Source organism: Streptomyces sp. AC627_RSS907, from assembly GCF_019049165.1.
In genome coordinates, this window is record NZ_JAGMUE010000202.1 from 39660 (window position 1) to 54173 (window position 14514).

The 14514-nt window shown below is 72.0% G+C and carries 8 protein-coding genes and 1 pseudogene; all 9 read right to left on the minus strand.

Translation table 11 applies throughout. The annotated features are described in order from the left end of the window. Positions 1 to 31: 31 nt before the first annotated feature. Positions 32 to 4324, minus strand: coding sequence for an Rne/Rng family ribonuclease (locus KUM32_RS31965; RefSeq protein ID WP_217145442.1), 4293 nt, complete (start codon positions 4322 to 4324; stop codon positions 32 to 34). A 274-nt stretch (positions 4325 to 4598) separates the two neighbouring features. Beyond that, entirely contained in the window at positions 4599 to 5363 is a 765-nt protein-coding gene (locus KUM32_RS31970) for a TIGR03936 family radical SAM-associated protein (RefSeq protein ID WP_217145443.1), read from the minus strand. A gap of 48 nt (positions 5364 to 5411) precedes the next feature. Further along, positions 5412 to 5617: pseudogene (locus KUM32_RS44100) on the minus strand (hypothetical protein); the annotation flags it as partial. Between the two features lie 221 nt (positions 5618 to 5838). Then, complete coding sequence (locus tag KUM32_RS31975) at positions 5839 to 7779, minus strand: TIGR03960 family B12-binding radical SAM protein (RefSeq protein WP_217145444.1); 1941 nt, start codon at positions 7777 to 7779, stop codon at positions 5839 to 5841. Between the two features lie 102 nt (positions 7780 to 7881). Further along, the gene (gene rodA / locus KUM32_RS31980; protein WP_217145445.1) at positions 7882 to 9081 is read right to left on the minus strand and encodes a rod shape-determining protein RodA; all 1200 of its coding nucleotides are present in this window, start codon (positions 9079 to 9081) and stop codon (positions 7882 to 7884) included. Beyond that, complete coding sequence (gene mrdA / locus KUM32_RS31985) at positions 9078 to 11405, minus strand: penicillin-binding protein 2 (protein WP_217145446.1); 2328 nt, start codon at positions 11403 to 11405, stop codon at positions 9078 to 9080. The genes rodA and mrdA overlap by 4 nt, the downstream gene beginning before the upstream one ends. Positions 11406 to 11525: 120 nt before the next feature. After that, positions 11526 to 12197: a rod shape-determining protein MreD gene (gene mreD / locus KUM32_RS31990; protein ID WP_217145447.1), complete on the minus strand. Its 672-nt coding sequence runs from the start codon at positions 12195 to 12197 to the stop codon at positions 11526 to 11528. 13 nt (positions 12198 to 12210) lie between these two features. Beyond that, positions 12211 to 13197 (minus strand): rod shape-determining protein MreC, encoded by a 987-nt coding sequence (gene mreC / locus KUM32_RS31995; protein ID WP_217145448.1) that lies wholly within the window; start codon positions 13195 to 13197, stop codon positions 12211 to 12213. A gap of 244 nt (positions 13198 to 13441) precedes the next feature. After that, the gene (locus KUM32_RS32000) at positions 13442 to 14461 is read right to left on the minus strand and encodes a rod shape-determining protein (RefSeq protein ID WP_030381728.1); all 1020 of its coding nucleotides are present in this window, start codon (positions 14459 to 14461) and stop codon (positions 13442 to 13444) included. Positions 14462 to 14514: the final 53 nt, after the last annotated feature.

Below are 14514 nucleotides of genomic sequence, written 5' to 3' on the forward strand. Positions count from 1 at the left end.
TGTCGGTCGCGTCGGTCGACGGCGGGGCCGGTCAGCCCTCGTCGGTGGCGGCCGTGACCGAGGACGGCGCCTGCTGGGCGGCCGCCGCGGTCTTCCTGGACGCCGCCTTCTTGGCCGTGGCCTTCTTGGTGGCGGCCTTCTTGGCGGTCGCCTTCGTGGCGGTCGCCTTCGTGGCGGTGGCCTTCGTGGCGGTCGTCGTCTCGGCCGCCTTCTTGGCCGTGGCCTTCTTCGCGGTCGTCGTCTTCTTGGCCGCGGTCTTCTTGGTGGCGGCCTTCTTCGCCGTGGCCTTCTTGGCCGTCTTGCGGGCCGCCGCCTTCTTGGCCGGGGCGGCCGCTTCGGCGGCCTCCGCCTCGGGTTCGACGGCCTCCGCCTCGGGCTCCTCCACGGCCGTGGACGGCTCCGCCGCGTCCTGCGCCGGGGCCGACGGGACGACCACGACGGCCGTCTCCTCGGACGCGGTGGACGTGGTGGGCTTGCGCACGGCCCGGCGCCGCGGACGGGCCGGGGCGGCGCTCTCGGCGACGGTCCCGGACGGCTCGGCGGAAGCCTCCTCCGCCGCCGGAGCCTGCGGCGCCTGCTCGGGCCGCGCGGCCTCCTCGGACGGCGCCGCTTCGGGGACCGTCAGCACGGCGGCCTCGGCGCCCGCGGGCGAACCGGCCGGTGCGGACACCTTCCGGGTGGCCCGACGGCGGGTCCGGCCCTTCGGCGCGGCCTCCTCGGCGGCCGGTGCCTCGGCGCCGGCCGGGGTGCGCGTGGCAGCCGCGGTCTCCGTGACCTCCGGGGCCGGGGCACCGGAGAGCGCGTCCTCGACGGCCGCGGGCTCGGACAGGACCTCGGCGGCCGACTGCCGCACGACCGGACGCTCGATCTCTTCCTCGGCCGTGACGTCCTGTGCCGTCGGTGCCTCGGCGAGGGCCTGGGCCTCCCTGCGGGCGGCCTCGCCCCTGGCCGCCTTCGGGGCGCCCGCCGGGGCCGACGCCCGCCGGCTCGTGCGCCGCCGGCCGCGACCACGCGTGGCGGCGGCCTCGGCCTCCGCGGCGCTGCTGTACAGCTCCTCGTCCGCGCTGAAGTCGGGCGCCGGCAGGGCGACCGGCTCGGCCACCTCGGCGGCGACCTCCGCCTCGGACTCGGCGTCCGCCTCCTGCTCCGCGGTCACACCGGTCTCGACTCCGGCCACGGCCTCGTGCTCGTGCGGCTGCTCGGCGCCGGCCCGCGCCCGCTTGCGGCGCTTGCCACCTCCGCCACCGGCGGCGGTGGCCGGCTGGTCCAGGTGGACGATGACACCGCGGCCGTTGCAGTGGACGCAGGTCTCCGAGAACGACTCCAGCAGGCCCTGGCCGACCCGCTTGCGGGTCATCTGCACCAGACCCAGCGAGGTCACCTCGGCGACCTGGTGCTTGGTCCGGTCCCGGCCCAGGCACTCCAGCAGGCGCCGCAGCACCAGGTCCCGGTTGGACTCCAGCACCATGTCGATGAAGTCGATGACGATGATGCCGCCGAGGTCGCGCAGCCGCAGCTGGCGCACGATCTCCTCGGCCGCCTCCAGGTTGTTCCTGGTGACCGTCTCCTCGAGGTTGCCGCCCTGACCGGTGAACTTGCCGGTGTTGACGTCGACGACGACCATCGCCTCGGTCCGGTCGATCACCAGCGAGCCACCGCTGGGCAGCCAGACCTTGCGGTCCAGCGCCTTGGCGAGCTGCTCGTCGATCCGGTAGGTGGCGAAGACGTCGACCTCGGAGGTCCACCTGGACAGCCGGTCGGCGAGGTCCGGGGCCACGTGGGACACGTAGCCGTGGATGGTCTGCCAGGCGTCGTCACCGCTGACGACGACCTTGGAGAAGTCCTCGTTGAAGATGTCGCGCACGACCCGGACGGTCATGTCCGGCTCGCCGTACAGCAGCGAGGGCGCGCTGGAGCTGCCGCCGCTCTTGGCCTTCTTCTGGATCTCCTCCCACTGCGCCTGGAGCCGCTCGACGTCGCGGCGCAGCTCGTCCTCGCTCGCGCCCTCGGCGGCGGTGCGCACGATGACGCCCGCGTCCTCGGGGACGATCTTCTTGAGGATGGTCTTCAGCCGGGACCGCTCGGTGTCGGGCAGCTTGCGGCTGATGCCGGTCATCGAGCCCTCGGGCACGTAGACCAAGTAGCGGCCGGGGAGGGAGACCTGGCTGGTCAGGCGGGCGCCCTTGTGGCCGATGGGGTCCTTGGTGACCTGCACGAGGACCGACTGGCCGGACTTGAGGGCGGACTCGATACGGCGCGGGCCGTTCGCCATGCCCAGCGCCTCGAAGTTGACCTCACCGGCGTACAGGACGGCGTTGCGGCCCTTGCCGATGTCGATGAAGGCGGCCTCCATCGACGGCAGCACGTTCTGCACCTTGCCGAGGTACACGTTGCCGACGTACGAGGTGGCCTGCTCCTTGTTGACGTAGTGCTCGACGAGCACCCCGTCCTCCAGGACGCCGATCTGCGTGCGCTCGCCGTGCTGGCGGACGACCATGACGCGCTCGACGGCCTCGCGGCGGGCCAGGAACTCGGCCTCGGTGATGATCGGAACGCGTCGGCGCCCCTGCTCCCGGCCTTCCCGGCGGCGCTGCTTCTTGGCCTCCAGGCGGGTCGAGCCCTTGATGGACTGCACCTCGTCGGAGGGCTCGGCGCTCTTCTCCCGCGCGGGCCGGGGCTCGCGGACCTTGACGACGGTGCGCTCGGGGTCGTCGGCGGACGACTCGGACTCACCGGAGCCGTCCCCGGCACGGCGCCTACGGCGACGGCGACGGCGGCTGCTGCTGGAACCGCCGCTCTCGCCGGAGGTGTCCTCGCCCTCCTCGGCGTCCTCCTCGGCCTGCTCGGCGGTGTCCTCGGCGTCCTGGGCGGCCTGCTCGGCGGCGGCGTGCTCGGTGTCGGCGTCCGCGGACTCGCCGGACTCGCCCTCGAGGGCGTCACCCCGGCGACGGCGACGGCCGCCCCGGCGACGGCGCCGGCGCGAGCCGGACTCCTCGGAGCCCTCGGCGTCGTCGTGGTCCTCGCCCGTCTCGTCGGCGTCGGGCTCGGTCTCGGGCTCGGGCTCGGCCTCCGGCTCGGGCTGCGCTACGGCGGCGGACCGCTCCTCGGCGGCCTCCTCGGCGGCGGCGCCACGGCGCCGACGGCGGCGGCGCGTCCCGGCGGACTGCTCCTCCTGGAGCTCCTCCGCCTCCTCGGGCGCCTGCGTCTCGGCCGGTGCGGAACCGGCACCGGCCGCCTCGGCGGCGGCCTCGGCCGCGGCCCGCTCGGGCGTCTGGAACTTCGGCTCGGCGAACACGGGCGCCTGGAACACGGCCACCGCCGGACGGGACGGACGCTTGGGCGCCTCCGCCTCGTCGGACGCGCCGGCGGTCCCGGCCGGCGCGGCGAAACCGGTGGCGGCCTTGCGGGCGGACCGGCGGCGCGCACGACGCGGAGCGGCGTCCTCGACGGGCTCGGCGGGCGCGGCGGGCGCGGCGGTCTCCGGGGCCTTCGCGGCCTCGGGGGCCGCAGCGGGCTCGCTCGCCTCGGTGCCGGCCTCGACGTCGGCCGGCTCCGGTGCGGTCCCCCGCCGGGTGGCACGGCGCCGAGTGCGGCGCGGAGCGGCCTCCTCGGCGGCCTCCGGGGCGACCGGAGCAGCCTCGGCGGACTCACCCTCCCCCGCGGCAGCGGACACCGCCACCTCAGCGGCAGCCGGCTCCGCAGGCGAGGTCACACTGCGCGTCGCACGACGCCGCGCACGACGCGGAGCAGCCTCCTCGGTAGCCTCCGGGGCGACCGGAGCAGCCTCGGCGGACTCACCCTCCCCCGCGGCAGCGGACACCGCCACCTCAGCGGCAGCCGGCTCCGCAGGCGAGGTCACACTGCGCGTCGCACGACGCCGCGCACGACGCGGAGCGGCCTCCTCCGTGACCTTGGTGGCCGTGGCGGGCTCGGGCTCGGCGGGGGCCTCGGGGGCGGAGGACGCCGGGACGACGGTCTCGGCCACCTCCGGCGGCGTCGGGGCCCCGGCGGGCGCGGAGGCGCGGCGCACGGCACGGCGCCGCGGCCGGCCCGCGGGCACGGGCTCCGGAGCCGCTTCGGGGGCCTCGGCCGCCTCGGCCGCGGCCTCGTCCTTCTCCTCCGCCTCGTCGGCCGTGGCGGTCACCTCGGCGGGCGCGACGGTCTCCGAGGGCGTCTCGGACGCACCGGAGGGCGGCCCTGCCGGGCGGGACGCGGCCCTGCGCCGGCGACGCGGCGGCAGGGTGTCGCTGGGGGTGTTCGGCTCGGAGTCCGTCGAGGCCGTCGAGGTGGTCGAGGGCTCTGTGGGTTCGATCGCTTCGGGCATGCGGGGGTTTCTCCCGTCAGGCTCCCGGGCGCCGCGCCTGGTCCGGCATCGATCATGCCGACCGCCGGTGACGTCCGCGGCTCGCGCGATGCGCGGTCGCCGCCGTCCGGGGCGCGGGCGCCGCTCGGGAGCTCTCCGTGTCTTGTCTCGCCGGTTCCGTACCCCTTGTCGGGTACGGCCTGGCGAAAGTCTTGTGGTCGGTGCGCTGCCCGACCCAGGTGGCTCCCGAGTTCGAGGGCGGCGCTACGACGTCCGTCCCTACGCGGAACCTTCCTTACGCCGGCGCCTTCGCGGCGGCAGCAGCGGCGGCCGGTTGCGGCTCGGGCGTTGCTGCCTCGCGGTCGGGCGCGAGCGGGTCGGTCACCGCACCGGTCTCTTCATCGAACAGCCCCTGCGCCAGCCTGGTCACCGCTGCGGGGACCGGCGGCGCCAGGTCGGCCACGGCGCTGAGACCGGACAGGACGTCGTCGGGTCGTACGGCAGGCGTCACGTGCCGAACAACCAGCCGCAGTATCGCACAGGGCCGGTCGGTCGGCCTATCGGCCGGTGTACCGCTCTCCAGGCTCGCGACGGCGGAGCGGGCGTCGAAGGTGCGGACGCCGTTCTTGGTCCTGCGCTGGACCTCGACCGCCTCGGCCGAGTTGAAGGCCGCCACGGCGCGCTCGGCGTCCGCGGCCTCCACCCCGTCCAGCCGCAGCTCCCACACGGAAGCCGTCAGCCGGTCGGCGAGCCCGGACGTCCGGGCCTCGACCGCCTCGACGATGTCGAGCCCGGCGGGCAACGACTCGTCGAGGAGCAGCCTGAGCCGCTCCGGGTCACGCGCCTCGGTGAGCGCGATCTCCAGATACTCCGCCTCACTGCCCGTGCCGGTGGGTGCGGCATTGGCATACGACACCTTCGGGTGGGGCGTGAACCCCGCCGAGTACGCCATGGGCACCTCGGCGCGGCGCAACGCACGCTCGAAGGCGCGCTGGAAGTCACGGTGGCTGGTGAACCGGAGGCGGCCGCGCTTGGTGTAACGCAGTCGGATGCGCTGCACCGCGGGTACGGGCGGCGGGCCTTCGGGCTGTCGCTTGCCCAGTGTCGTTCAGTCCTTCGTGAGAGCGGTCGTACTGCTACCAAGAGTACGTGCCTCGGCGGCGGATGGTTCCCCCGGTCCACCGGTCCCCCTCGTACCCGCTCCCCGGACAGCGTCCGACGCACGTCGGCGCGGGCCTGCCGGACGGACGGGCGGGCCGAGGCGAGCGCCTGCCGGGCGGCCCGCCCGTCGCTGCGCGAGGCCTGCGGCACGGGGTGCGACCGGCGCACCGAACCCGCTGCCCGTGCTGGTCGGCGTCCACAACGCCGTGCGGTTCGCACCGTCCCTCTGCTGACCGCTGTCGTACAGCACACCCACGTCGCCACGGCCGTCACCGTCGAAGTCACCGGAGACGACCTTGGAGCGGCTCCAGTCCCCACTGGGGCCGCCGTCCGTGACGTTGTCCCCGGCCTTGACCGGCCGACGGCGACGGAACCTACTTCACCGTCAGCGGCAGCAGCTTCTTGCCGGTCGGGCCGATCTGGATCTCCGTGTCCATCGCCGGGCACACCCCGCAGTCGAAGCACGGCGTCCAGCGGCAGTCCTCGACCTCCGTCTCGTCGAGGGCGTCCTGCCAGTCCTCCCAGAGCCAGTCCTTGTCCAGGCCGGAGTCGAGGTGGTCCCAGGGCAGGACCTCCTCGTAGGAGCGCTCGCGGGTGGTGTACCAGTCGACGTCGACGCCGAGGGGCTCCAGGGCCTTGTCGGCGCAGGCCATCCAGCGGTCGTAGGAGAAGTGCTCGCGCCAGCCGTCGAAGCGGCCGCCGTCCTCGTAGACGGCGCGGATGACGGCGCCGACGCGGCGGTCGCCCCGGGAGAGCAGGCCCTCGACGATGCCGGGCTTGCCGTCGTGGTAGCGGAAGCCGATGGAGCGGCCGTACTTCTTGTCGCCGCGGATCTTGTCGCGCAGCTTCTGCAGCCGGGCGTCGGTCTCCTCGGCCGAGAGCTGCGGGGCCCACTGGAAGGGGGTGTGGGGCTTGGGGACGAAGCCGCCGATGGACACCGTGCAGCGGATGTCGCCCGAGCCGGAGACCTCGCGGCCCTTCTGGATGACGTGCGTGGCCATGTCGGCGATCTGGAGGACGTCGTCGTCCGTCTCGGTGGGCAGGCCGCACATGAAGTACAGCTTCACCTGGCGCCAACCGTTGCCGTACGCCGTCGCGACGGTGCGGATCAGGTCCTCTTCCGAGACCATCTTGTTGATGACCTTGCGGATGCGCTCGGAGCCGCCCTCGGGGGCGAAGGTGAGTCCGGAGCGGCGGCCGTTGCGGGTCAGCTCGTTGGCGAGGTCGATGTTGAAGGCGTCGACGCGGGTGGAGGGGAGGGACAGGCCGATCTTGTCCTCCTCGTACCGGTCCGCGAGGCCCTTGGCGACGTCGCCGATCTCCGAGTGGTCCGCGGAGGAGAGGGAGAGGAGACCGACCTCCTCGAAGCCGGTCGCCTTGAGGCCCTTGTCGACCATGTCGCCGATGCCGGTGATGGAGCGCTCGCGCACCGGGCGGGTGATCATGCCGGCCTGGCAGAAGCGGCAGCCGCGGGTGCAGCCGCGGAAGATCTCCACGGACATGCGCTCGTGGACCGTCTCGGCCAGCGGGACCAGGGGCTGCTTGGGGTAGGGCCACTCGTCGAGGTCCATCACCGTGTGCTTGGAGACGCGCCACGGCACGCCCGACCGGTTCGGCACGACGCGGGCGATCCGGCCGTCGGGGAGGTACTCGACGTCGTAGAAGCCGGGGACGTAGACCCCGCCCGTCTTCGCCAGCCGCAGCAGGAGTTCCTCGCGGCCGCCGGGGCGGCCCTCGGCCTTCCAGGCGCGGATGATCGCGGTGATCTCCAGGACGGCCTGCTCGCCGTCGCCGATGACCGCGCAGTCGATGAAGTCGGCGATCGGCTCGGGGTTGAAGGCCGCGTGGCCGCCGGCCAGGACGACCGGGTCGTCGATGCCCCGGTCCTTGGACTCCAGCGGGATGCCGGCCAGGTCCAGGGCGGTCAGCATGTTCGTGTAGCCGAGCTCCGTGGAGAAGGAGAGGCCGAACACGTCGAAGGCGCCCACCGGGCGGTGGCTGTCGACCGTGAACTGCGGGACGGAGTGCTCCCGCATCAGCGCCTCCAGGTCCGGCCACACGCTGTAGGTGCGCTCGGCGAGGACGCCTTCCTGCTCGTTGAGGACCTCGTAGAGGATCATGACGCCCTGGTTGGGCAGGCCGACCTCGTACGCGTCCGGGTACATCAGGGCCCAGCGGACGTCGCAGGAGTTCCAGTCCTTGACCGTGGAGTTGAGCTCTCCGCCGACGTACTGGATCGGCTTCTGCACATGCGGGAGCAGAGCTTCGAGCTGCGGAAACACAGAAGACACAGACTCGGCGGCTTCGGCAGGCATCTCACGGAACCTTTGTGTGCTGACAGGGGGGACCATCCAGCCTAACCCGGCGAAGGAGGTCCCCCGTACCGCCCGCCGCGCCTGCCCTCCGGCCGCCCCCGGCTACGCCGACATCGGTCTCTGCACGGTGATCGACTGGAGCAGTCCGACCGCCATCCACACGGCGAACATCGACGAGCCGCCGTACGACACGAAGGGCAGGGGCAGACCGGTCACCGGCATGATGCCGAGCGTCATGCCGATGTTCTCGAAGGACTGGAAGGCGAACCAGGCGACGATCCCGGCGGCGACGATCGTGCCGTACAGGTCGGTCGTCTCGCGGGCGATCCGGCAGCCGCGCCAGAGGATCACGCCGAGCAGGACGACGATGAGGCCCGCGCCGAGGAAGCCCAGTTCCTCGCCGGCGACCGTGAAGACGAAGTCGGTCTGCTGTTCCGGGACGAACCGGCCCGTGGTCTGGGAACCGTGGAAGAGGCCGGAGCCGGTCAGGCCGCCGGACCCGATCGCGATGCGCGCCTGGTTGGTGTTGTAGCCGACGCCCGCGGGGTCCAGTTCGGGGTTGGCGAAGGCGGCGAAGCGGTTGATCTGGTAGTCGTCCAGGATGCCGAGCTGCCAGACGGCGAGGGCGCCGAGCGTTCCGGCGCCGAGGAGTCCGAAGACCCACCGGTTGGTGGCGCCGGAGGCGAGCAGCACGCCCAGCACGATGATGACCATGACCATGACCGACCCGAGGTCGGGCATGAGCATCACGATCAGCATCGGCACGGTGGCCAGGCCCAGGGCCTGCAGCACGGTCCGGTGGTCCGGGTAGGGCCGGTCGCCCGCGTCCACGCGCGCGGCCAGCAGCATCGCCATGCCCAGGATGATCGTGATCTTCACGAACTCCGAGGGCTGCAGGGAGAAGCCGCCGGGGAGCTTGATCCAGGAGTGGGCGCCGTTGATGGTCGAGCCGAGCGGCGTGAGCACCAGAAGGATCAGGAACACGGACGCGCCGTAGAGGACCGGTACGGCGGTGCGCAGGGCGCGGTGGCCGAGCCAGACCGTGGCGACCATCAGGGCGAGCCCGATGCCGGTGTTCAGCAGGTGGCGGGTGAGGAAGTAGTACGGGTCGCCCTGGTTGAGCTCGGTGCGGTTGCGGGTCGCGGAGTAGACGAGCAGCGAGCCCATCAGGGAGAGCGCGACGGCGGCCAGCAGTATCGGCCAGTCGAGCCGGCGGGTCAGCGAGTCCCGGGCGAACAGCCGGGTCCACCCGGCCTTCTCGGGTCCGTACCCGGAGACCTGGAAGCTGTTGGCCCCGGTCATGCGCGTGCCCTCCGGCTTCCGCTTCTGCCTGTTCCTGTTCCTGTGCTCCCGCGCCGGCCCGTGCCCGTGCCACCGCGCCGGCCCGCGCCGCCGCGTCGTCGGTGCCGGCGCGTCTCGCGGTTGTCGCCGTTCTGCGCCGGTGTCGTCGCCCCCTGCTGCTGGTCGTCGACGGGGGCGTACTCGTCCTCGGGGGAGGCCTTCTCGTCCGGCTGGAGGTCCTTGACGACGTCCTTGGGGATCTTCGGGGCGGGGATGGTCCCGTCGGTCTTGATCTTCGGCAGTTTCGCCTGCGGCTGGGGCAGGAGCGCCTTCCTCGTGTCGATCGCCCCGTCGTCCGAGACGCCGTACAGCGCGTCGTAGATGTTGCGGACGGCGGGTCCGGAGGCGCCGGAGCCCGTACCGCCCTGGGAGATCGTCATGACGATCGCGTAGTCGTCGGTGTAGGTGGCGAACCAGGAGGTGGTCTGCTTGCCGTAGACCTCGGCGGTGCCGGTCTTGGCGTGCATCGGGATCTTGTCCTGCGGCCAGCCGCCGAACCGCCAGGCGGCGGTGCCGCGGGTGGCGACGCCGGCGAGGGCGTCGTCCATCTTGGCCAGCGTGGCCTTGCTTATCGGCAGCCTGCCGTGGGGCGTGGGCCTCAACTCGTCGACCTGCTTGCCGTCGGGGCTGACGATCGCCTTGCCGATGGTCGGGTCGTAGAGGGTGCCGCCGTTGGAGATGGCCGAGTAGATGGTGGCCATCTGGATGGGGGTGACGAGGGTGTCGCCCTGGCCGATGGAGTAGTTGACGGAGTCACCGGCGCGCATCTTGTTGCCCTCGAGGCAGTTCTCGTACGCGATCTTCTCGACGTAGGAGCCGTTCTTCTTCCCCGTCTTGCACCAGGCGTCCTTGTTGGCCTCCCAGTACTCCTGCTTCCACTTGCGGTCGGGGACGCGGCCGGAGACCTCGTTGGGGAGGTCGATGCCGGTCTCCTTGCCGAGGCCGAACTGGTGGGCGGCCTTGTAGAAGTAGTCCTTGGGGTTCTTGGGCTTCATGCCGCCGTCCTTCAGCCACTCCTGGTGGGCGAGGCGGTAGTAGACGGTGTCGCAGGAGAGCTCCAGGGCGCGGCCGATGCTGATCGGGCCGTAGCTGGCGGACTCGAAGTTCTTGAAGACCTGGCCGCCGACGGAGTAGGAGCTGGAGCAGTCGTAGTTGCCGTCGAAGGCGTAGCCCGCCTCCACCGCGGCGGACGAGGAGACCACCTTGAAGATGGAGCCGGGGGCCGCCTGGCCCTGGATGGCCCGGTTGAGCAGCGGGTAGTTGGAGTCCTTGCCGGTGAGCTTCTTGTAGTCGGCGCCGGAGATGCCGCCGACCCAGGCGTTCGGGTCGTAGGTCGGGTTGGAGGCCATGGCGACGACGCGGCCGGTCCTGGCCTCCATCACCACGACCGCGCCGGAGTCGGCCTCGTAGGTGCGGCCGGTGTTGCGGTCCATCTCCTTGCGGGCGGCCTTCATCGCCTCGTTCAGCTCGTACTCGGCGACCCGCTGGACGCGGGCGTCGATGCTGGTGACGAGGTTGGAGCCGGGGACGCCGGGGTCGGACTCGGCCTCGCCGATGACGCGGCCGAGGTTGTCGACCTCGTAGCGGGTGACGCCGGCCTTGCCGCGCAGCGCCTTGTCGTACTGGCGTTCCAGGCCGGAGCGGCCGACCTGGTCGGAGCGCAGGTACGGCGAGTCGGTGTCCTGGGCCTTCTGGATCTCCTCGTCGGTGACCGGCGAGAGGTAGCCGAGGACCTGGGCGGTGTTGGCCTGGCCGGGGGCGGCGTAGCGGCGCATGGCCTCGGGTTCGGCGGTGATGCCGGGGAAGTCCTCGGCGCGCTCGCGGATCTGGAGGGCCTGCTTGGGGGTGGCCTCGTCGGTGACGGGGATCGGCTGGTAGGGCGAACCGTTCCAGCAGGGCTGCGGGGTCTCGGCGTCGCACAGCCGGACCTTGTCCATGACGTCCTTGGGCTTCATGCCGAGGACACCGGCGAGCTTGGTGAGGACGGCCTCGCCGTCGTCCTTCATCTTCAGCAGTTCGGTGCGGGAGGCGGAGACGACGAGGCGGGTCTCGTTGTCGGCGAGCGCCACACCGCGCGCGTCCAGGATCGAGCCGCGGGGGGCGGGCTGGACGACCTGCTGGACGTGGTTGCCCGAGGCCTCCTTGGCGTACTCGTCGCCCTGGCGGATCTGGAGGTACCAGAGCCGGCCGCCGAGGGTGCCGAGGAGGGAGAGGACGAGGATCTGGATGACGACGAGCCGGGTCTGGACGCGGGTGCTGCGGCCGGTCTCCGGGATGTTAGTCATGGGCGCAGCCCATTCCGTTGAGGGTGGTGGTGGGCGACGGGTGGGGGTGGGTCACTGCGGCTGCCTCCCCCTCTCGGAGCGTGTGCGGGTCGGTGCGGTCGTGCGGGTGGTGCCTCGTCGTCACAGCCGCTTGACCCCTTTGATCCGTCCGGCCCGGGCCATCCGCGCCCGGGCCGCCTTCACCCGCGTTCCGCCCCGCTGCCCGCCGATGCGCAGCCCGGTGCCTCCGGAGAGCCAGCCGGAGGAGATGTCGGCGCTCTGGCCCGTGGAGCCGCTCTCGGCGAGCGGGTCGTTGTCGGCGCGTCTGGCCAGGGCCATGATGCCGGGGACGACGAAGGGCGCGAGCAGCAGGTCGTAGAGGGCGGCCGTGAACAGCAGGCCGGGCAGGCCGACATGGCGGGCGGCGGTGTCGCCGACGAGGGCGCCGACGCCGGCGTACAGCAGGGTGGTGCCGAGGGAGGCGACGACCACGACGGCCATGGGGCCGGTGGCCGACCGCAGCCGGCCGTTCTCCGGTTTGGCGAGGCCGGCGAGGTAGCCGATGACGCAGAGCACCAGGGCGTAGCGGCCGGCGGCGTGGTCGGCGGGCGGGGCGAGGTCGGCGAGGAGTCCGGCGCCGAAGCCGACGAGGGCGCCGCCGACGTGGCCGTAGACGAGGGCCAGGCCGAGGACGGTGAGCAGCAGCAGGTCGGGGACGGCGCCGGGCAGGTGGAGGCGGGCGAGGACGCTCACCTGGAGCACCAGGGCGACGACGACCAGGGCGACGGACAGCAGGATCCGGTTGACGCGCATGGGGTGAAAGCTCCTACTGCTCGTTCTGCTCGGACTGCTCATTCTGTTCGGTCTGCTCGTCCGGACCGGTCTGCGACTGGCCGTCGGCCCCGGCGGACGGGGTGACGGTCACCGTCACGGTCGGCGTGGGTCTCGGCTGCGGCTTGTCCGGGAGCACCGTGTCGCGCGGGTCCTTCTGCGGGGCCTGGACGACGACGCCGACGATGTCGAGCTTGGTGAAGCTGACGAACGGTGTGACGTCGAGGGTGCGGGTCAGGTCGCCGCCGGAGGGGTCGACGCGGGAGACGACGCCGACGGGAACGCCGGGGACGAACGGCTTGTCGGCCTGGGAGCCGAAGGTGACGAGGCGGTCGCCCTTCTCGACGTCGGCCTTGCCGTTGAGGAGTTCGACCCGCAGGGGACGGCCGCCCTGGCCGGAGGCGAAGCCGAGTTCGTCACCGGCCTCCATCCGGGTGCCGACGGTGAAGTCGGGGTCGTTGGCGAGGAGCACGGTGGCGGTGTCCGGGCCGACGGTGGTCACGCGCCCCACCAGGCCGTCACCGTTGAGGACGGTCATGTCGCGCTGGATGCCGTCGTCGGCGCCGGCGTCGATGGTGATGGTCCAGGAGAAGCCCTGCGCGGCTCCTATGGCGATGACCTGGGCGCCCTTGATGCCGTACTGGCCGGCGCCGGCGAGGCCGAGCATCTTGTCGAACTGCTTCAGACGGCTGCGTCCGCGCTCGTCGCTGCCGAGCTTGGCCTTCAAGGCCGCGTTCTGCGTCTCCAGTTCGGCGAGCCGGTCGTGCCGGTCGCCGGAGTCACGGATCGCGGAGACGGCGTTGCCGACCGGGTCGACCGCGGACGACACCCCGTTCTCGATCGGACCGAAGACGGTGGCCGCGGCCCGCCGGGCGCCGTCGACCGGTGAGTCCTCCCCGCCGCGGATGTCCACCGTGATCAGTGCGAACGCGATGGCGATCAGCAGCACCAGGAGCAGCCGGCTCTCTTTCGTGTCCCTCACGTGCGGCGGCCGTGCCTTCCTCGTCGAATTCGGGAATTACCTGGCGGTGTTCAGGAATGCGGGTCATTCGGTACTGCGGCCGGGTGAGGCACTCGGACCACTTCACGTGTGTCGAGCACTCCACGGGTGCCGAGCACTTCACAGGGGTCCGGCACTTCGGGTACGTCAGGTACCAGGACCCTCTATATCAACGATCCGCCGCACGAGAGGAGATCGTCTCGTACGGCGGAACCCGAGTGTCACGTCATCTGCGGGGCTGGGCGTCCAGCACCTGCTGGAGCGCCTCGAACTCCTCGACGCACTTGCCGGAACCGAGCGCGACGCTGTCCAGCGGGTCCTCGGCGATGTGGATCGGCATTCCGGTCTCCCGGCGCAGCCGCTCGTCGAGTCCGCGCAGCAGCGCGCCGCCGCCGGTCAGGACGATGCCCCGGTCCATGATGTCGCCGGACAGCTCCGGCGGGCACTTGTCGAGGGTCGTCTTGACGGCGTCGACGATCGCGTTGACCGGCTCCTCGATCGCCTTGCGGACTTCCGCGGCGGAGATGACGACGGTCTTGGGCAGCCCGGAGACGAGGTCCCGGCCGCGGATTTCGGTGTGCTCGTCGGAGTCGAGGTCGTACGCCGAACCGATCGTGATCTTGATCTGTTCGGCCGTGCGCTCACCCAGCAGAAGGCTGTACTCCTTCTTCACGTGCTGGATGATCGCGTTGTCCAGCTCGTCACCCGCGACGCGGATGGACTGGGCGGTGACGATGCCGCCGAGCGAGATGACCGCGACCTCCGTGGTGCCGCCGCCGATGTCGACCACCATGTTGCCCGTGGCCTCGTGGACCGGCAGGCCGGACCCGATGGCCGCGGCCATGGGCTCCTCGATGATGTGCACCTGGCGGGCGCCGGCCTGGGACGACGCCTCGATGACGGCGCGGCGCTCGACGCCGGTGATGCCCGAGGGCACACAGACGACGACCCGCGGACGAGCCAGATACCGCCGCTTGTGGATCTTCAGGATGAAGTAGCGGAGCATCCGCTCGGTGATCTCGAAGTCGGCGATCACGCCGTCCTTCAGCGGGCGCACGGCGACGATGTTGCCGGGGGTGCGCCCGATCATCTTCTTCGCTTCGGCGCCGACCGCGAGGATGCCACCGGTGTTGGTGTTGATCGCGACGACGGACGGCTCGTTGAGTACGATCCCGCGACCCCTGACGTACACCAGCGTGTTGGCGGTCCCGAGGTCGACAGCCATGTCACGGCCGATGAACGACATTGAGTTCCCCATCAGGATTCGACTGGCCTTCCCAGGAGCTTTTGAGGGCTTTT

Bases quoted from the DNA above. Each gene is read 5' to 3' on its own strand.
- mreD (WP_217145447.1), bottom strand. From the start codon at position 12,197: ATGCGCGTCAACCGGATCCTGCTGTCCGTCGCCCTGGTCGTCGTCGCC.
- mrdA (WP_217145446.1), bottom strand. From the start codon at position 11,405: ATGACTAACATCCCGGAGACCGGCCGCAGCACCCGCGTCCAGACCCGG.
- KUM32_RS31965 (WP_217145442.1), bottom strand. From the start codon at position 4,324: ATGCCCGAAGCGATCGAACCCACAGAGCCCTCGACCACCTCGACGGCC.
- KUM32_RS31975 (WP_217145444.1), bottom strand. From the start codon at position 7,779: ATGCCTGCCGAAGCCGCCGAGTCTGTGTCTTCTGTGTTTCCGCAGCTC.
- KUM32_RS32000 (WP_030381728.1), bottom strand. From the start codon at position 14,461: ATGTCGTTCATCGGCCGTGACATGGCTGTCGACCTCGGGACCGCCAAC.
- rodA (WP_217145445.1), bottom strand. From the start codon at position 9,081: ATGACCGGGGCCAACAGCTTCCAGGTCTCCGGGTACGGACCCGAGAAG.